The sequence below is a fragment of the Nocardia sp. IFM 10818 genome (assembly GCF_054655275.1).
The window spans coordinates 2,220,428-2,239,042 of sequence record NZ_BAAHJH010000001.1 but is presented as its reverse complement, the minus strand read 5'-3'; the positions used below and the strand labels follow the sequence as shown (position 1 = coordinate 2,239,042).

Here is an 18,615-nt window from a genome sequence, read left to right as displayed (position 1 = left end):
GGTCGCGTAGTGGAATCATTCAAGTTTTTGACGCCGGACAGGCGTTAGGCTCAGCGACATGACCTATCGGCACACTCTCGCCCACGCCAGGTCCGTGGACGACCATCGGCAACGCATCGAGGACTTGCTGAGCCCCTTGGCCGCCCGCACCAGCGAGCGAGTGCCCGTGACCGCGGCCCTCGGACGGCGACTCGCCGAGGACGTGTACTCCCCCCTTGATCTGCCGGTGTTCCGCAATTCCTCGATGGACGGCTATGCGGTGCGCGCGGACTCGGTGGCGATCGTGCCGGTGACGCTGCCGCTGGCCGGGGTCATCGCGGCCGGGAGCACGGGCGAGCTCACCCTGCCCGCCGGTGCGGCCCTGAAGGTCATGACCGGCGCGCCCCTGCCCGCCGGTGCGGACTGCGTGGTGCCGGTGGAGCACACCACGGTCCACGGCGAGGCCATCACCATCGAGAAGTCCCGCGCCGCCGGGGATTTCGTCCGCGAGCCCGGCACCGACGTGCGGGCGGGCGAGCTGCTCGTCGCCGCGGGCACCGTGCTCCTCCCCCGCCACATCGCCGCGCTGGCCGCCGTCGGCCTGCCCGAGCTGCCGGTCACCCGCCGCGTCCGCGCCGCCGTCCTCACCACCGGCGATGAACTGGTGCCCGCCGGAACCCCGCTGCTGCCGGGCCAGATCTACAACTCCAACGGCATCGCCCTCGCCGCGGCCCTCACCGACAACGGCGTGGACGTGGTCTCCCTCGCCCACTCCACCGACGACCACGACGAATTCCGCAACCGCCTGTCCGAAGCCACCGCGACCGCCGACCTCGTCTTCACCTCCGGCGGCGTCTCCATGGGTGATTTCGAGGTCGTCAAGGACGTCCTCACTCCCCTCGGCGGCGAATTCGGCCCGGTCGCCATCCAACCCGGCGGCCCCCAGGGCGTGAGCGTGATCGACGACGTCCCGGTCCTGAGCTTCCCCGGCAACCCGGTCAGCACCATGGTCTCCTTCGAGGTCTTCGCCCGCCCGATCCTGCGTCGCCTCGCCGGCCTCCCCGAAATCGAAACCACCGACCTCCCCCTCCTCGACGCGGTCCGCTCCCCCAACGGCAAACGCCAGTTCCTGCGCGGCCGCCGCACCGACACCGGCGTCGCCCTGGTCGCCGGCCAGGGCTCCCACCTCATCGCCTCCATGGCCCAGGCCGACGTCCTGATCGACATCCCCGCCACCGCGACCGAACTCCCCGCAGGCACGATCGTCTCCGTCCAGGAGCTCTAAGCGCCCGCTCGGATTTCTCCTCGTCATCCCGGCCCAGATCTCCTCGTCATTCCGGCGCGGTTTCGGCCGGAATCAGCCACGTTGTCGGAGATCCCGGCCACCGCGACCGAACTCCCCGCAGGCACGATCGTCTCCGTCCAGCGGCTGTAAGCGCCCGTTCGGATTCTCCTCGCCATTCCGGCTCAGATCTCCTCGTCATTCCGGCGCGGTTTCGGCCGGAATCCGCCATGTCGTCGGAGATCCGGCCGAAGGCGCGCTGGGATGAAGAGCGGGACCTCGGCAAGACGGTGAACGGGACCTCTGCCGGGATGGCGAACGGGACTTCTGCCTATGGGCTTCGGCGCGGGAGCGTTCGCTCGGGTAATCGCACGAACGGGTTGCCGGTGATCTCGCCCGAGTTCGGTGGATGACCACAGACGCGGCGGGGAGGGCGGCTGTGGAAGGCTGGGGGTATGAGTGAGTTGTCGCATGTCGACCAGGAAGGTCGCGCTCGCATGGTGGATGTGAGTGCGAAGGCCGACACGGCGCGGGTGGCTGTCGCGGGCGGGGAGCTGGTGACGACCGCGGCGGTCGTGAAGCTGGTGCGGGCCGATGACATGCCCAAGGCGGATGTGCTGACCACGGCGCGGCTGGCGGGGATCAATGGGGCCAAGAAGACCTCGGAGTTGATTCCGCTGTGCCACCAGTTGGCGTTGTCGTCGGTGAATGTGACGTTCGGGTTCACCGAGAGCAGCATCACCATCGAGGCGACCGCGAAGACCAAGGGGCCCACCGGGGTCGAGATGGAGGCGCTGACCGCCGTCGCCGTCGCCGGGCTCACCCTGCACGACATGGTGAAGGCGGTGGATCCGGCGGCGACGCTGACCGGGGTCCGGCTGCTCACCAAAGACGGTGGGAAGCACGGGCATTGGGTGCGGCCCGCGGGGGCGCCGGATGGCGGCGGGAATGCCGGTGCGGGCGAGGGGCAATCACACGCGGGTGAGAGTGCCGCGACGCAGCTGTCCACAACGTCGCATCACGCAAAAGGCGCCGCGCCGCACCAAGTCGAGGGCGGTACGCCGCACCAGGCCGAAGGCGCTGGGCCGCACCAGATTGAAGGCGCCGAGGCCAACCACACCGCAGGTGCCGAGCCGCACCAGGTTGAAGGCGCCGGTGTCAACCACACCGCAGGTGCCGAGCCACACCGGGCCGCAGGTGCCGAGCCGCACCGGCCACACGGTACCGAGCCGAAGCCTGTGGCGGGTTCCGAGGTTGCGGCGTTCGGGGCGGGGCGGGCTGCGGTTGTGCTGGTGGCGTCTACGGGCGCGGCGGCTGGGACGCGCGAGGACACCACGGGGCCGAGGCTGGCGGAATGGCTTACCGGGCTCGGGTTTTCGGTGCGGGGGCCGCTTGTTTACGCGGATTCGGATATCGCTTACGGGCTGTCGGAGGCGCTGGCGGGGGAACCGGCGTTCGTGATCAGCACCGGCGGGACGGGGGCTTCGCCGACCGACGCGACGCCGGAAGCCACGCTGGCCGTGCTGGATCGGGAGCTGCCGGGGGTGGCCGAGGCGATTCGGCAGCGGGGGACGGCGAAGTTTCCACTGGCCTCGCTCAGCCGCGGGGTGGCCGGGCTCGCGGGGCGCACGGTGATCGTGAATCTGCCCGGGTCGCCGGGTGGGGTGAAGGACGGCATCGCGGTGTTGGAGCCGCTGCTCGAGCATTTGCTGGCCCAGGTGGCCGGAGGAGGCAGTCATGAGTGAGCGCGAACTGCTGGTTCGGATCAGCGATCAGCCGCTCGATCCGGACGAGGTCGAGAAGGCGGTGAGCGGGCCGGAGCACGGGGCCGTGGTCGTGTTCACCGGCAAAGTGCGCAACCACGATGGAGGGCAGGAGGTTTCGGCGCTCGAATACTCCGCGCACCCGGATGCGGCGAAGTTCATGCGCCGGATCTGCGACGAGTTCGCGGAGTCGACCGGGCTGCCGGTGGCGGCGGTGCATCGGATCGGGGCGCTCACCGTGGGCGACCTCGCCATTACCGTGGCCGTGGCGGCGCCGCATCGCGGGGAGGCGTTCACCACGTGCGCCGAGCTGGTGGATCGCATCAAGCACGAGGTGCCGATCTGGAAGCGGCAGCTGTTCGCCGATGGAATGTCGGAGTGGGTCAACGCCTGCGGGTAAACCCAACTCTCGGGACTCTCAGGGGCTTCGCCCCCGAACCCCCTCGGCCCAAACAGGGTTCGCCCTCGAACCCCCGGCCCGAACAGGGCTTCGCCCCCGAACCCCTTGGCCCGAACAGGGCTTCGCCCCCGAACCCTCTCGGCCTCAACAGGGCTTCGCCCTCGAACCCCCGGGCCCCAACAGGGCTTCGCCCCGAACCCCCTCGGCCCAAACAGGGCTTCGCCCCCGAACCCCCTTGGCCCGAACAGGGCTTCGCCCCCGAACCCCTTGACCCGAACAGGGGTTCACCCAAACCTCTCGGCCCGAACAGGGGCTTCACCTCAAGCCCCTACGGCCGGAACGTCGTTCGGCTCGCAGCTAGAGGCCGCAGATTCCTTCGAATCTGCGACCTCTTCTCGTGTGTGAGCGGCTATGCCGTGATCGGGTCCTGCGGTCCGGGTTGCGGGTCTTGGGGTTCCGGCTTGGCGGTCGCGGATTCGATTGCGCCGCGGGCCAAGTCGCCTACCTTGGTGTGGTTGAACAGGAGGTTGAGGAGGAAGGCGGTGGCGGCGGCCAGGGTGATGCCGCTGTTGAGGAGGATTTCGGCGGCGGAGGGGAACTTGTCGAACATGCCCTTGGTGAGGACCGGGACCAGGCCGATGCCGATGGCGACCGCGATGATGGTCAGGTTCACGCGGTCGGAGAGGTCGGCTTTGCGCAGGGTGTCGATGCCGATGACCGCGATGGTGGCGAACAGGACCAGGCCCACGCCGCCGACGACGGGTTTGGGCACGGCGGCGACGATCGCGCCGAAGCGGGGCAGCAGGCCGAGCAGGATCAGCAGGCCGCCGGAGACGGCGGTGACATATCGGCTGTAGACGCGGGTTTGGGCGACGGCGCCGACATTCTGGTTGAAGACGGTGTCGATGAAGGAGTTGAAAACACCGGCGAGGATGGCCGAGAGGCCATCGCCCGCGAGGCCGCGCGCGATATCGGCGCGGCCGACCTTCTTGCCGGTGATCTCACCGAGCGCGAGCATGCTGGCGGTGGATTCGGCGAACACCACGGCCATCACGATGCTCATGGCCACCACGGCGGTGATCGGGAACTCCGGCGCGCCGAAGTAGAACGGATGCGGCGCGCCCAGCCAGGCCGCGCCGGAGACACCGTCGAGGGAGATCAGGCCCATCGGGATGGCGATGAGCACGCCCGCGATGAGCGCGATGAGAATCCCCAGCTGCGACCACACGCCGCGGCCGAGCACCGTGCAGACCAGGGCGATCAGCAATACGACCGTGGCGAGCACGATATTCGAGATGGACCCGAACGAGTCCGCCTTGGGATCGGTGCCGACGATCAGGCCGCCCGCCACGCCGATGAGCGAGATGCCGACGACCGTCAGCACGGTGCCGGTGACCAGCGGCGGAAAGAATCGCACGATCATGGCGAAGGGCCAGGCCAGCGCGAGGCCGAGCAGACCGCCCAGCAGCATGGAGCCGTAGACGGCGGGCAGGCCGTATTCCTTGGCGATGAGGATCATCGGCGACATGGCCACGAAGGTCGCGCCGGTGATGATGGGCAGTCTCGCGCCCGCGAACTTGCCGAGCCCGAGGCTCTGCACCACCGTGATCGCGCCCGCGACCAGCAGGTCGGCGCTGATCAGCATGCCGACGGTGGACTTGTCCAGGCCGGCGGCCGCGCCGAAGACCAGGGGGACGGTGACACATCCGGTGTACATGATCAGGACGTGTTGGATGCCGAACACCAGCAGCCGATGCCAGGGCAGCCGGGTGTCGACGGGATGGGGCGAGGTCATGGTGGCTCCTTGCGGCGCGTCGTTGATGGTCAGGGTAGGCAGGCGCGCCGGTCCGGGGGTTTGTCCGATCGGCCGAATCGGCGTGCGCCCCGGGTGCGGTGTTTTGTCTCCGGAACCAGCGTGTGCGGCCGCGGGTGTGCGCCACAGTGAGGCACAGTGTTCATCGACCACGGGAGGCGACCATGTCCGAGATGACCGGCAAGATCGTGCTCGGCCCGCACCAATACGGGAAGGCCGAGAACCGGGTGGTGCGCATCTACCGCGACGGGGACCGGCACGAGATCCGGGATCTGAACGTATCGTCGTGCCTGCGTGGGGCTTTCGACGAGGCGCACACCAGCGGTGATCAGGGCGCGGTGCTGCCCACCGATTCGCAGAAGCAGACCATCTACTCCTATGCCAAGGAGCACGGTGACGGCAGTATCGAGGAGTACGGGCTGGCTCTGGCCCGCCATTTCGTCGATGACGTGGATCCGGTGGACTCGGCCCGGATCGAGATCGAAGAGTATGCGTGGCAGCGGGTTCCGGTGAACGGGCGCGGCCACGACCACACCTGGACCCGGATCGGCCCCGAGATCCGCACGGCCGCGGTCACCGTCAGCGGCAAGGCGCCCGGGCAACGCGAATGGGTGATCGGGGGAGTCAAGGATCTGGTGATCCTCAAATCCACCGGCTCCGAATTCGCCGGTTTCCTCGAGGACTCCTACACCGTCCTGCAGCCCACCCACGACCGCATTCTCGCCACCAGCCTCACCGCCCGCTGGCGCTTCGCCGCCCCGCCCGCCGACTGGGACGCGACCTACTCCGGCATCCGCGCCGTCATGATCGAGAAGTTCGCCACCGAACACTCGAAAGCCTTGCAGCAGACCCTCTTCGACATGGGCGCCGCCGCCCTCGAAGCCTTCCCCTGCCTCGCCGAGATCCGCCTGTCGGCTCCCAACAAACACCACTGGTACTTCGATCTCTCCCGCTTCGGCGTCGCCAACGAGAACGAGGTCTTCCACGCCGACGACCGCCCCTACGGCCTGATCCAGGCCAGCGTCCTCCGCGAGGACGCCCCCGACCCCGGCACCGCCTGGGACCCCTACACCGGAGCCGTCTGACCGCACGCCCGCCGCACTAAACGGACACACCGTGCCCCGCAAGCGTCCGCACCGCCAGGTAGAGATCCAGCCGATCGTCGAGCCGCCCCAGATCCCGCCCGGTCAGCTCCTCGACCCGCCCGATCCGATACCGAACGGTATTGAGATGCACATGCATCCGCTCGGCCGCCTGCCGCCACGACCCCTCACACCCCAGAAAAACCTCCAACGTCTCCAGCAACCCCGCCCCCGTCCGCCGGTCGTACTCCACCACCGGCCCCAGCACCCGCTCCGCGAACCGCCGCTGCAACCCACCGGGCACCGCGGTGAAAAGCCCCACCGCCGAATCGATATCGGCCACCCGCAGCCGCACCACGCCGTCGTCCTCCCGTGCGGCGGAAGCGGCGGCCGCAGCGGCCGCGACCGCACCCGACAGCGATTCGTCCCGCTGCCGCGCGCTCACACCCATTGCGAGTCGAATTCCACCCAATGCCGGCGCCAGCCGCCCGATCCGCCGACGCACAATGTCCGCGATCTCGTCCTGCGCACCGCCCACGATGGCGACCAGACGACCTTCGGCATCGACCGACGTTCTGGCATCCACCACAACGTCGTGCAGCACCGCCCGCACCGCGCCCAACCCAACCCGACCGGTCCACCCGCGCGCCTCACCACGCCCGACCTCGCTGGTGCGCACTTCGCCGCGAGAACCGCGTGCAACCCGGCGAGCACCGCGACCGGGCGACTCGCCACCCGCGCCTGCACCGGAACCGTGCGCCCCCTCGCCCTGGACAAACACCACCGCACCGGTGTCAGTGGCCACCTCGCCCCATGCCGGAACCACCGCACTGGAATCGTGCGCCGTCACCGCCCGCGCGGGCGCGCCGGCATCGTGGGCGGCACGACCCGCCGTACGCGCTCGCTTCCCGGGGTCGTGGGTCGCCGCGCTGGAGTCTTGCCGTGAATCGCTGGAATCGCGTGCGGCTCCTCGCACTTGGTGTCCTCTGCTCTCGGGATCTGGTGCGCCTTTGCCGGGCGCGCTGGCCGAGCCGGAATCGCCGTCTCGACAGCTGCGGGCGCGCTCCGGCTCACCGGGATCATTCGTGACCGTGCCGACTTGCCGCACCCGGCCGCCGGGATCGTGCGGGACCATCTCGGTTTCACGCTCCAAGCCACCGGAGCCCGGCCCGGGGCTGCTCGGAACGGGCGCTATCACGCCGGGATCGGGTGCGGTGTCGCCGCTCTCCGGCCGCTGCCGGAGAGCCGGGCGGGCGGTGTGCCGGGCCGAAGTGGAATTCGTTGTGGCGGTGACGAAGCCGGATTGATCCTGCGTGGTGGCCGGGTGTATTTCGGCGACTATGGCCACGACGGGTTCGTTCGGGCGGTCGGTCGGCGGGGCCGGGAAACGGTCCATGAGTTCCCAGTCCAGGTGCAGGCGGTCGGCGGCGCGCTGGCGGTAGAACTCGGCTATGGCGGCCAGATCGGTGCCGGAGGAATCGAGTTCGGCGGTGGTGGGGCGGATGACCAGGTACCAGGCGGTGATTCGTTCTCCGGCTCCTACTTGTCGGATGCGCAGGGCACCTGTGGTGACGGCCGGGAGGCGCGGCGCGGTCAGGGCGGTGGTGACGATTCGGTCGAGTTCCTCCTCCGACAGCGGGGCGGTTCCGGCGACGATGCGGCCGGTGGCGGTCACCAACCAGATCGAAATGTCCTGCTCGGCGGCGATGTCGCCGATCAGGTCCGCGATGCTGGTCCCGGCGGCCACCGCGGCCAGTAGGCGGCGTTGCCGGTCGGCGCCGGATTGGATGTGCCGCCAGCGCAATTCGGCCGCCTGTTCGGCGAGGTGCTCGATGATGCGGCTGAACGGGACGCTCTGTGGGGCCGACAGCAGGGGTAGGCCGTGACGTTCACAGGCGGTCAGCACGTCGTCGGGGACATGGCCGTGCAAGGCTTGGCCCGCGACGACGCCCGCGACACCTGCGGCGGCCAGCATGCCGATGTACCGATTCGAGTCGGCGGGATCGTGCCGCCAGACCAGTCCGGTGCATACGAGAGCGCCCGAGGTGACGAATGGGCGGGGGTCGGGCATATCGGTGGCGCAGATCCGGGCGACGGGGCGGTTCAGGGCCGCCGCATCCCCGTGTAGCAACCGCATGCGCAACTGCGGCGCGTCCAGTAAATCTCGCACCCGCACGGCGCACCTCCGCTGATCGGCCCGACCGGCGTCACGGTAGGACGCCAGTATTGCCGCGACGTTTCGGCGATGCTGCGGCCGCCTCACATACGGCCTCATGCCGTAGATCGCGGCCAAGCTATGCACCACTATCGTTCGGCGAGGTCGTCTCGGTGGGCGATTCGGGGAAGTGCGGGAGCGCAACAACTCTGCGACCCGCCCGCCACGGCACGACTTGCCGGAGTGCGTACAGACGGGCTGACTGCTCGTCACCCTGCATCGGCCGATTGCGCCGCCCCCGAATACCGGCCGACGGACGTGCGCAACGGTCGATGCGGCGCGAAACGTTCACCGTTCGCGGATAGGACGGCTGTCGGTGCGGAGGTCGTCAGGGGTCGCGGACGGCGGGGCGGAAGTACGCGACGGTCGGCGCGGTGCGCAACGTTCGCGGTTGCGGCCGGGACGGCTGTGAGCGCGGAGGTCGCGCCCCGGCCGTCGGCTCCGGCTCGATGCGATGCCGGTGTGGCACGGCGCCCCCTGACCGTGGCCGGCGGACAGGTCGCGGGCGGTGGCTCGCGGATCGGTAGGGTGGTCCGGGTGAGTCGGCGGATTCCTGTATTGATCGTGGCCGGATTTCTGGGGGCCGGGAAGACGACGCTGCTCAATCGGCTGTTGCGGAGCCGGAGCGCGCGGATCGGGGTGGTGGTCAACGACTTCGGGGCCGTGAACATCGATGCGATGCTGGTGGCGGGGCAGGTCGATGCGATGGTGTCGCTGGGGAACGGGTGCGTGTGCTGCGCGGTGGATGTGAGCGAGCTGGACGGGCTGTTCGACCGGCTGGCGGATCCGCGGCAGAAGATCGACGTCATTGTGGTGGAGGCCAGTGGGCTGGCCGAGCCGCGGAACCTCATTCGGATGGTGGCGGGGAGCGATAATCCGCGGATTCGGTACGGCGGGCTGATCGAGGTCGTGGACGCGGAGCATTTCGCCGAGAGTCGCGCACGGCATCCGGAGCTCGCCACGCATCTGCGGCTGGCGGATCTGGTGGTGGTGAACAAGGCCGACCGGGTCGAGCCCGCGGCGCTGGAGCAATTGCGCACGGAGATAGGCGAACTCGTGGGGCAAGTGCCGGTCTATCCCACCAGCCATGGCCGCGTCGATCCCGGGCTGCTCTTCGATATCCCGGCCCGCGATGCTCGCGAGCCCCGCGTCGGGGAACAACTCAGTTTCGACGAGCTCTTCGAGGACCACGACGATCACGCGCACGAGGCGCCCGAATGCGACGGCCGTCACGCCGACGGCCATCATGGCGACGGCTGCGGTCATCGGCATCTGCACGACGGCTACGACAGCGTGTCCTTCACCAGCACAACGGATCTGAATCCGCGCGAACTCATTGCCGTGCTGGAGGATCCGCCGCCCGGATTGTTCCGCGCCAAGGGCGTGCTGGCCTTCGCCACCCCGGACGATCAGCGAAAGTTCCTGCTGCACATGGTCGGCCGCCACATCACCATCGAACCGGCCGCCTGGAGCCGGCACGAGCCCCGGACCAGCAATCTGGTCCTCATCGGCTCCGGCCTGGACACCACCGCCGTCACGGCCCGCCTCGACGCCACCGTCCATACCTCCCCCGAGCCCCTCAACGACGAAGCGCTCCTACCGATCTGGCGCTACGTCACCCCCGAAGCCGCCCAACCCGAGGACCCGACCCCGACCGTCCTGTCCTGGAGCGAGTGACCCCCAATGTGAAACGCTCGCGACCGGGAACTGGTGGCGGCGACACGCCGACAAACCCCGCCACCATTTCCCGGTCGATGACGTTTCACTTTTTCAGGCCCCAAGTGAACCAACCGGCACGTACGATCAGATGCGTACGCCCGTTGTGTCTCGTTCTCCCTCATAGACAAGGAGTTCGGTCATGGGTTCGGTGCAAATGGTGCTCACCGCGATATCCACCGCCATTCAGGCGCTCGGGCTTTTCAACAGCATGTCGGGTGGCCTGTCCTCCTAGCCCTTCCGAACCACTCGCCCGCCGAACTACGTAACCGGCAGCTCGGGGATCCGTGTGGCACGCGCGTAGACGGTTTCGCCTTCGGCCAGATGCAGCGCCTCGGCGTCACCGCGCGTGACCTGCGCGGTGAACAGATCACCGGTCGCCGCATTGCGGAGTTCGACGCGAACCTCGAAGCCCAGGTGCACAACTCGCTCGACCGTCGCGCGGGTGACGCCCGCCGACTGGGCGGTGCCCTCGTGGGCCGCGAGCGCCATGGAGGGGTCGCGGCCCACGCGGATGTCGTGCGGGCGGACCATGTGGCCGTTCAGCTTGGCGACCGCGCCCAGGAACGACATGACGAATTCGTTTGCGGGGCGGTCGTAGACGTCTTCGGGGCTGCCGACCTGTTCGATGCGGCCCTTGTTCATGACCGCGATGCGGTCGGCCACATCGAGGGCCTCCTCCTGGTCGTGGGTGACCAGCACGGTGGTGACGTGCACTTCCTCGTGCAGCCGGCGCAGCCACTGGCGCAGGTCGGCGCGCACCTTGGCGTCGAGCGCGCCGAAGGGCTCGTCCAGCAGCAGCACCTGCGGGTCCACGGCGAGCGCGCGGGCCAGGGCCATGCGCTGGCGCTGGCCGCCGGACAGCTGCGCCGGGAAGCGGTGCTGGAAGCCGTCCAGGCCGACGATCTCGAGCAGTTCGTCGACCTTCTTCTTGATCTCGCCCTTGGGCCGCTTGCGGATCTTCAGGCCGAAGGCGACATTGTCGCGCACGGTCATGTGCTTGAACGCCGCGTAGTGCTGGAAGACGAAGCCGATATCGCGCTTCTGCGGCGGCACATGGGTCACATCCCGCCCGGCGATGGTGACGATGCCGTTGTCGAGCGATTCCAGTCCGGCGATCGAGCGCAGCAGCGTCGACTTGCCGGAACCGGACGGGCCCAGGAGTGCGGTCAGCTCGCCGGAGGGAATGTCCAGGCTGACATTGTCGAGGGCGGCGAAGGAACCGTAGTTCTTGTTCGCATTGGTCACGGTGATCATTTGGCAGTGCCCCGCTTGCGTTCGAGGAGGGTCATCAGGAGAAGGACAATGAGGGCGATGCCCATGAGCAGGGTCGCCGCCGCGTACGCGCCGAAGGTGTTGTGGTCCTCGTAGCGGCCGTGCACGAGCAGGGTGAGGGTCTGCGATTTGCCGGGCAGCGCGGTGGAAACCATGATCACCGCACCGAATTCGCCGAGCGAGCGCGCCACGGTGAGGACCACGCCGTAGGTGAGGCCCCAGCGGATGGCCGGCAGCGTGATGCGCCAGAACGTCTGCCAGCGCGAGGCGCCCAGCGTCGCGGCGGCCTGTTCCTGATCGTCGCCGATCTCGTGCAGCACCGGCTCCACCTCGCGCACCACGAACGGCAGCGTCACGAAGATGGTGGCCAGCACCATGCCGGGCAGATTGAAGATGACCTTCAGCCCGTGGTCCTCCAGCCCGCCGAACCAGCCGCCCGCACCCCACAGCAGGATGAGCGAGACGCCGACCACGACCGGCGACACCGCGAACGGCAGATCCACCAGGCCCTGCAACAGATTCCGGCCCGGGAAGCGCCCGCGTACCAGCGCGAGCGCGGTGAGGATGCCGAACACCACGTTCACCGGCACCACAATGGCGAGAATGATCATCGACAGGTTGAACGCCGAGATCGCCGCGGGCGTGGAGATCCAGTCGATGAAAGTGCCGATGCCGTGCTCGAAGGTGCGCCACAGAATGATCGCCAGCGGCAGCACCAGCAGGATGAGCAGATACCCCAGCGCCACGGAACGCAGCGAAATACGGGTCAGCGCGGAAAGTCTCATCAGCTCTCCTGCTCCTTGCGCGCCGCGCGATCCGCGAACAGCCGCAGCACCAGCAGCGTCACGAACGAGATGACCAGCAGCGCGACCGAGACCGCGGCGGCATTGACCGGCCGGTCCACCTCGATCTGCTGCTGGATGTACTGCGAGGCCATCTGCGTCTCACGCGGGATATTGCCGCCGATCAGCACGACGGACCCGTATTCGCCGATGGCGCGCGCGAAGGCCAGCCCACCGCCGCTGATGATGGCCGGCGCCAGCGTCGGCAGCACGATGCGGCGGAAGGTGGTCAGATTGTCCGCGCCCAGCGAGGCGGCGGCCTGCTCGACCTCCAGGTCGATCTCCATCAGCACCGGTTGCACCGAGCGCACCACGAACGGCAGCGTCACGAAGGCGAGCGCCACCACCAGGCCGGGCTGAGTCGCATTGAGCTGGATGTCGATCGGGCTCTGCGGCCCGTACAGCGACAGCAGCACGATGCTGGCCACAATGGTCGGCAGCGCGAACGGCAGATCGATGAGCGCGTTGACGACGCCCTTGCCCGGGAAGTCGTCGCGCACCAGCACCCACGCGATGAGCGTGCCCATCACGACATTGATGACGGCGACCACGATCGAGACGAATACGGTCACCCGCAGCGAATCCAGGGCCGCGGGCGCGGTCACCGCCTCCCAGAAGCCGGCCCAGCCGTCCTCGAAGGAGGCGACGGTCATGGCGGCCAGGGGCAGCAGCACGATGATGCTGAGCCACAGCACCACGGTGGCGATGCCGAGCGGCCCGACCGAGCCGGTGACGCGCAGCCAGGAAAAGCGCCCCGGGCCGCTGGGCTTGGGTTTGTCCCCCGCAACACCGGCGCCCTGCCCGGCGCCGGTGTTGCCACTACTGTCGTTCACGTTGCCAAGTATCCTGTGTGGTCCGGCTCACCCGTTTACTTGGTGGCCTTGTCGTAGATGATCGCCACGCTGCCGGTGCCCTGCGCGAACAGTTCCTTGTCCACGGTCTTCCAGCCGCCCAGGTCGGCAATGGTCCACAGCTTCTGCGGGGTCGGGAAGTCGTCGGCGAAGGCGGCGGTCACCTTGGGATCGACCGGGCGGAAACCGGCCTGCGCCCAGGCCAGCTGGGCGGTGGGGGTGAACAGGAAGTCCTTGAAGGCGATGGCCTGCGTCGGATTCTTGCTGTTCTTCAGCACCGCGACCGGGTTCTCGATCTTGAAGGTGGTGGGCGGGATGATGTGCTCGATCGGATCGCCCTTGCGCTCGGAGAAGATGGCCTCGTTCTCGTAGCTGAGCAGCACATCGCCGACGCCCTGCAGGAAGGTGTCGGTGGCCTCACGACCCGACTTGGGCTGCACCTTCACGTGCTCGGGCGAGACGAGCTGGGACAGGTAGTCCAGACCGGCCTGCGGGTTCTTGCCGCCCTCGCTCTTGGCCGCGTACGGCGCCAGCAGGTTCCACTTGGCCGAACCCGAGGAGAACGGGTTGGGGGTCACCACCTCGACGCCCGGCTTGAGCAGGTCGTCCCAATCCTTGATGCCCTTGGGATTGCCCTTGCGCACCACGATGGCGACCACGGAGCCGAATGGAATTCCCTTGTTGGCGTCGGCATTCCAGCTGGCGTCCACCAGACCGGCGTCCACCAGGCGGGTGATGTCGGGCTCGACGGAGAAATTCACGACATCGGCCTCGGCGCCGTCCTTGACCTTGCGGGACTGATCGCCCGAGGCGCCGTAGGAGGCCAGCACCTCCACGTCCTTACCGGCCTCGGTCTTGGTGAACTCCGGGATCACCTTGTCGAATCCGGGCTTGGGCACCGCATAGCCGTACAGGTGCAGCTTGATGCTGCCTGCCCCGCCGCCATCGCCACCGCCCACGACATCACTGGAACCGCCGGCGCACGCGGTCAGCACGGAGGCCACGACCGCGGTGAGGGCGACGGCTACGGAACGACGGGAGAGTCTGGTACTGCGGGACATCGGTGGACCTTTCCTACCGCCCGCCGAGTCGAGATCATCGGCGGAAATACTGGGGATTGCCGTAGACCCGCCCAGGTCGGACATGGGCGGTCGCGTTATCGGCCCGAAGGCCGCCGGGGTACGAGCACAGCTGCGAAAGGCACGCGCGCCAGTCTACTGAGGGGACAAGCAGCACAGCTCGGTCGGCAATCAGCGACAGTGAATGTCCGCGACCGCGAGGCAGCCCACCGCGATCAACGCCAATTCATGGCGGACCTGGGGAAGAGCACTCGACGACACGGGCGAACTGTAGCAGAGCCATGAGGGGTGCGCCCAATCACCGTGAACATGCGCACCGGAATTCACTTCTCGCTCACCGGAACGGTGTCTCAGATAGTGAGATCGATAAAGGGCCTGCGACCGGGGCGGCCGGGAATCGGCACGGGACAGCGCGGGCCGCAGGCGGCACTATGTAGGGCGAAGCGGTGCCGCACGGCATCGCACCGTCCGCTGGGGGAATTCATGACAAGTCCCGACCGAATCCGCCGGGAGTTTCCCGGCATCTCCACCCGCGCCTGGGAGCATCCGGCCGACCGCACCGCGCTGGTGACGCTGCGCTCGCTGAGCGGGTTCGACGTCGTCCTGCGCACCCTGTCCGGACTGCTGGCCGAGCGGCAGCATCGGCTGCTGTATCTGGCCACGGCGGTTCGGGTGGACGACAAGCAGTTCCGCAATATCCACCACCTGCGCGAGGACTGCGCGCGAATCCTGGACGCGCGCACCAAACCCGAGATGTTCGTGCTGCAGGATCCGAACGCGAACGCCTTCACCATCGGCATGGATCAGCCGTTCATCGTGCTCACCACCGGGCTGCTGGACCTGCTCGATCGCGAGGAGCTGCGGTTCGTGGTCGGCCACGAGCTCGGGCACGCGCTGAGCGGGCACGCGGTGTACCGGACCATGCTCATGCATCTCATGCGGCTGGCGGCGGGCGTCGGGTGGGTGCCGATCGGCGGGTGGGCGCTGCGCGCCATCATCGCGGCGCTCATGGAGTGGAGCCGCAAATCCGAGCTCTCCGGCGACCGGGCCGGGCTGCTGTGCGGGCAGGATGTGGACGCCTCGGTGCGGGTGCACATGAAGCTGGCGGGCGGGTCGCGGGTGGACCAGATGAGCCATGCCGCATTCCTGCAGCAGGCCGATGACTACGACAAGTCCGGCGATCTGCGCGACGGCGTGCTGAAACTGCTGAATCTGGAACTGCAGACGCACCCGTTCTCGGTGCTGCGGGCCGCGGAGTTGCGCCGCTGGATCACCAGCGGCGACTACGACCGCATTCTGGACGGCCGCTATCCGACCCGCGATCAGGACAAGAACGCCAAGATCAGCGATCAGGTCAGGGAGGCCGCCCGCTCCTACAAGCAGACCTTCGACCAGTCCGAAGACCCCCTCGTCCGCACCGTGCGCAACCTGGGCAAGGACATGGGGTCCGCGGTCGGCACGGTGGGACAAGAGGTCAGCGAGACCGTGTCGAAGATCGGCAAGCGGTTCAGCGAATGGCGGGACCAGGGAAGTTCGGGGAACTAGTCCTCCGGCTCAGTCTTCCTCCGCCATCGGCGGCGTCTCGAGAATGTCGAGAACCCATTCCTCGGTGGCGGATTCCGCATCGTCCTCGTCGATGCGGATGCGGTTGCTCAGCCGCACGCCCAGGCCCAGCAGCTGCGCCGCCTTGACCATGTCCACGGCCTCCTCGGGGCCGCAGGTGTGAGTCGCGATCAGGCGCGGCTCGTCCTCGAATTCCTCGTCGACGAGCAGCGTCTCGAGTTCCATGCCTTCATCGGTGGTTGACATGGTGCAGCAGAGTACGCGCCGGGTTCGCTCGACACGTAGGGAAACCCGATTCGACCGGGTGAACAGCCAGCGAACTCAGCGTGTGAGCAGCCAGGCGACGACGACCAGAACCAGCAGGGCGATCAGGGCGAGCTGGACGCGCGAGCGCGGCATCAGGCGGCTTCCTTCCGGGTCGGGCGGGGTGCGGCGACGGCGGCCGTGGCCTCCTGCGCGACCACCCGATCCCGGCCCAGCGCCCGCAGGGCGAGGCGCAGCGCACGGTCCAGCACGAACGCGAGAGCGAAGCAGACGGGGACCATGGCGGCCAGCACCACGGCGAACTGGGGAACGAAGGGCAGGCCGGCCACCCAGAGTTCGACGCCGTCCCACCAATCAGCAATCCGATGCACGACACCAACCTACGCCCAGAAGTCGCGGGTGGACGATTCGGGCCGAACGGACAGATCATTGTGTGATGGAGTCCTACGACGAACCGGAGTCGAACGACAGGCCGCTCGGCAGTAGCTACGATCCTCCCGGCCCGGACCCGCTGGAGCCCCCGCGCGACTCGGTGGACCGGCCCGACGCCGCGCTCACCGACGACTACCTGCCGACCGTGCCCGTCGGGGTGAGCCATCACTCGCCGTATCCGCCCATCGACGACTACGCCTTCCTGTCCGACTGCGAGACCAACTGCCTCATCGCCCGCAATGGTTCGGTGGAGTGGATGTGCGTGCCGCGCCCGGACTCCCCCAGCATCTTCGGCGCCATGCTGGATCGCAGCGCCGGGCATTTCCGCATCGGTCCCTACGGCCGCAATGTGCCCGCGGCGCGGCGCTATCTGCCCGGCGGGCTCATTGTGGAGACCACCTGGCAGACCGAGACCGGCTGGCTCATCGTGCGCGACGCGCTGGTGCTGGGCCCCTGGCACAACAATCAGGCGCGCAGCCGCACCCATCGCCGCACGCCCATGGACTGGGATGCCGAGCACATCCTGCTGCGCACGGTGAAATGCGTGAACGGCACGGTGGAACTGGAGATGAGCTGTGAGCCCGCCTTCGACTACCACCGGGGTCCGGCCAAGTGGGAGTACACCGGCGATGTCTACGAGAAGGCAAGCGCCACTTGCGATATAGAGGGCTGCCCGACGCTGACGCTCACCACCGACCTGCGCCTCGGCCTGGAGGGCCGGGAGGCGCGCGCCCGCAAGCGCATGCAGGAGGGCGATCAGGTCTTCGTGGCGCTGTCCTGGTCGGAGCTGCCGCCGCCGCGCACCTTCGCCGAGGCGGCGGAGAAGATGTGGCTGACCACCGAATGCTGGCGGCAGTGGATCACCTTGGGCCGCTTCCCGGATCATCCGTGGCGCGGGCACTTGCAGCGCAGTGCGCTCACCTTGAAGGGCCTCACCTATGCGCCGACCGGGGCGCTGCTGGCCGCGGCCACCACCTCGCTGCCGGAAACGCCCGGCGGGGAACGCAATTGGGACTACCGCTACACCTGGGTGCGGGATTCCAGCTTCGCGCTGTGGGGTCTGTACACCCTCGGCCTGGACCGGGAGGCCGACGACTTCTTCGCCTTCCTGCACGATGTCGCCACCGATGACAATGGCAAAGCCATTCCGCTGCAAGTGCTCTACGGCATCGGCGGGGAGCGGCAGATCACCGAATCCGAGCTGACGCATCTGGACGGCTACGACCACGCCCGACCGGTGCGCATCGGCAACGGCGCCTACAACCAGGACCAGCACGATATCTGGGGCACCCTGCTGGATTCCGTTTACCTGCACGTGAAGTCACGCCGCCAGGTTCCGGAAACCTTGTGGCCCATGCTGGAACGTCAGGTGCAGGCGGCAATCGACAACTGGCGCAAGCCCGATCGCGGCATCTGGGAGGTGCGCGGCGAGCCACAGCACTTCACCTGTTCGAAGGTGATGTGCTGGGTCGCCCTCGATCGCGGCGCGAAACTGGCCGAGCTGCACAGCGAATTCGACTACGCCCGCAAGTGGCGCGATATCGCCGACGAGATCCACGCCGACATCCTCGATCACGGCGTCAATGCCGACGGCGTCTTCACCCAGGTCTACGGCGGCGACTCGCTGGACGCGTCGCTGCTGCTGGTGCCGCTGCTGCGGTTCCTGCCGCCCGAGGACCACCGCGTGCGCGCCACGGTGCTGGCCATCGCCGACGAGCTGACCGAGAACGGACTGGTGCTGCGGTATCGCACCGAGACCACCGACGACGGCCTGTACGGCGAGGAGGGCTCGTTCACCATCTGCTCGTTCTGGCTGGTCTCCGCGCTGGTGGAGATCGGCGAACTGGAGCGGGCCCGCCAGCTGCTGGAGCGACTGCTCGGTTACGCCAGTCCGCTCAAGCTCTACGCCGAGGAGATCGACACCACCACCGGACGCCATCTGGGCAACTTCCCGCAGGCGTTCACCCATCTGGCGCTCATCAATGCCGTCATGCACGTCATCCGGGCCGAAGAGTCCCACCGCGCAGGACAATTCAACCCGGCCCATCCGGGGCGGTAG

General features: G+C 68.2%; 16 protein-coding genes. 7 read left to right on the top strand and 9 right to left on the bottom strand.

The window, feature by feature from the left end:
* Positions 1 to 58: 58 nt before the first annotated feature.
* The 3 genes from ACYQ5L_RS10030 (at position 59) to ACYQ5L_RS10020 (ending at position 3,424) form a co-directional block, all read left to right on the top strand.
* Entirely contained in the window at positions 59 to 1,264 is a 1,206-nt protein-coding gene (locus ACYQ5L_RS10030) for a molybdopterin molybdotransferase MoeA (protein WP_459957101.1), read from the top strand.
* A gap of 452 nt (positions 1,265 to 1,716) precedes the next feature.
* Entirely contained in the window at positions 1,717 to 3,006 is a 1,290-nt protein-coding gene (moaCB, locus tag ACYQ5L_RS10025) for a bifunctional molybdenum cofactor biosynthesis protein MoaC/MoaB (protein WP_459957100.1), read from the top strand.
* A complete protein-coding gene (locus ACYQ5L_RS10020) occupies positions 2,999 to 3,424 on the top strand; it encodes a molybdenum cofactor biosynthesis protein MoaE (protein WP_459957099.1) in 426 nt (141 codons plus the stop codon). The genes moaCB and ACYQ5L_RS10020 overlap by 8 nt, the downstream gene beginning before the upstream one ends.
* A gap of 409 nt (positions 3,425 to 3,833) precedes the next feature.
* Here ACYQ5L_RS10020 and ACYQ5L_RS10015 read toward each other — a convergent pair whose 3' ends face one another.
* Positions 3,834 to 5,219, bottom strand: a complete 1,386-nt coding sequence (locus tag ACYQ5L_RS10015; protein ID WP_459957098.1) for a uracil-xanthine permease family protein — start codon at positions 5,217 to 5,219, stop codon at positions 3,834 to 3,836.
* A 182-nt stretch (positions 5,220 to 5,401) separates the two neighbouring features.
* On the opposite strand from ACYQ5L_RS10015, the gene pucL reads away from it, so the two are divergent.
* Positions 5,402 to 6,322, top strand: a complete 921-nt coding sequence (gene pucL, locus ACYQ5L_RS10010; RefSeq protein ID WP_459957097.1) for a factor-independent urate hydroxylase — start codon at positions 5,402 to 5,404, stop codon at positions 6,320 to 6,322.
* A 16-nt stretch (positions 6,323 to 6,338) separates the two neighbouring features.
* Here pucL and ACYQ5L_RS10005 read toward each other — a convergent pair whose 3' ends face one another.
* Positions 6,339 to 8,489 carry a helix-turn-helix domain-containing protein gene (locus ACYQ5L_RS10005; RefSeq protein ID WP_459957096.1) on the bottom strand — a complete coding sequence of 717 codons (2,151 nt, stop codon included), beginning with the start codon at positions 8,487 to 8,489 and terminating at the stop codon, positions 6,339 to 6,341.
* Between the two features lie 609 nt (positions 8,490 to 9,098).
* Between ACYQ5L_RS10005 and ACYQ5L_RS10000 the strand changes: the two genes are divergently transcribed.
* Positions 9,099 to 10,211, top strand: coding sequence for a CobW family GTP-binding protein (locus tag ACYQ5L_RS10000; RefSeq protein ID WP_479684936.1), 1,113 nt, complete (start codon positions 9,099 to 9,101; stop codon positions 10,209 to 10,211).
* 300 nt (positions 10,212 to 10,511) lie between these two features.
* Here ACYQ5L_RS10000 and ACYQ5L_RS09995 read toward each other — a convergent pair whose 3' ends face one another.
* The 5 genes from ACYQ5L_RS09995 to ACYQ5L_RS09975 form a co-directional block, all read right to left on the bottom strand.
* The gene (locus ACYQ5L_RS09995; protein WP_459957095.1) at positions 10,512 to 11,507 is read right to left on the bottom strand and encodes a sulfate/molybdate ABC transporter ATP-binding protein; all 996 of its coding nucleotides are present in this window, start codon (positions 11,505 to 11,507) and stop codon (positions 10,512 to 10,514) included.
* Positions 11,504 to 12,310 (bottom strand): sulfate ABC transporter permease subunit CysW, encoded by an 807-nt coding sequence (gene cysW / locus ACYQ5L_RS09990; RefSeq protein WP_459957094.1) that lies wholly within the window; start codon positions 12,308 to 12,310, stop codon positions 11,504 to 11,506. Before cysW ends, ACYQ5L_RS09995 begins: the two co-directional genes overlap by 4 nt.
* Positions 12,310 to 13,107, bottom strand: coding sequence for a sulfate ABC transporter permease subunit CysT (gene cysT / locus ACYQ5L_RS09985; RefSeq protein ID WP_459963381.1), 798 nt, complete (start codon positions 13,105 to 13,107; stop codon positions 12,310 to 12,312). Before cysT ends, cysW begins: the two co-directional genes overlap by 1 nt.
* A 128-nt stretch (positions 13,108 to 13,235) precedes the next feature.
* Positions 13,236 to 14,279, bottom strand: coding sequence for a sulfate ABC transporter substrate-binding protein (locus tag ACYQ5L_RS09980; protein ID WP_459957093.1), 1,044 nt, complete (start codon positions 14,277 to 14,279; stop codon positions 13,236 to 13,238).
* A gap of 189 nt (positions 14,280 to 14,468) precedes the next feature.
* On the bottom strand, positions 14,469 to 14,558 hold the full coding sequence (locus ACYQ5L_RS09975) for an Ms4533A family Cys-rich leader peptide (protein WP_379199892.1): 90 nt from the start codon (positions 14,556 to 14,558) through the stop codon (positions 14,469 to 14,471).
* Positions 14,559 to 14,780: 222 nt separating this feature from the next.
* On the opposite strand from ACYQ5L_RS09975, the gene ACYQ5L_RS09970 reads away from it, so the two are divergent.
* Positions 14,781 to 15,842, top strand: coding sequence for a M48 family metallopeptidase (locus tag ACYQ5L_RS09970; RefSeq protein ID WP_459957092.1), 1,062 nt, complete (start codon positions 14,781 to 14,783; stop codon positions 15,840 to 15,842).
* A 9-nt stretch (positions 15,843 to 15,851) separates the two neighbouring features.
* Here the strand turns inward: ACYQ5L_RS09970 and ACYQ5L_RS09965 are convergent, their stop codons facing one another.
* Both ACYQ5L_RS09965 and ACYQ5L_RS09960 read right to left on the bottom strand, forming a co-directional pair.
* Positions 15,852 to 16,106 (bottom strand): hypothetical protein, encoded by a 255-nt coding sequence (locus ACYQ5L_RS09965; protein ID WP_459957091.1) that lies wholly within the window; start codon positions 16,104 to 16,106, stop codon positions 15,852 to 15,854.
* Between the two features lie 152 nt (positions 16,107 to 16,258).
* Positions 16,259 to 16,495 (bottom strand): hypothetical protein, encoded by a 237-nt coding sequence (locus tag ACYQ5L_RS09960; RefSeq protein ID WP_459957090.1) that lies wholly within the window; start codon positions 16,493 to 16,495, stop codon positions 16,259 to 16,261.
* Between the two features lie 65 nt (positions 16,496 to 16,560).
* Here ACYQ5L_RS09960 and ACYQ5L_RS09955 point away from each other — a divergent pair, with 65 nt between their 5' ends.
* Entirely contained in the window at positions 16,561 to 18,615 is a 2,055-nt protein-coding gene (locus ACYQ5L_RS09955) for a glycoside hydrolase family 15 protein (RefSeq protein WP_459957089.1), read from the top strand.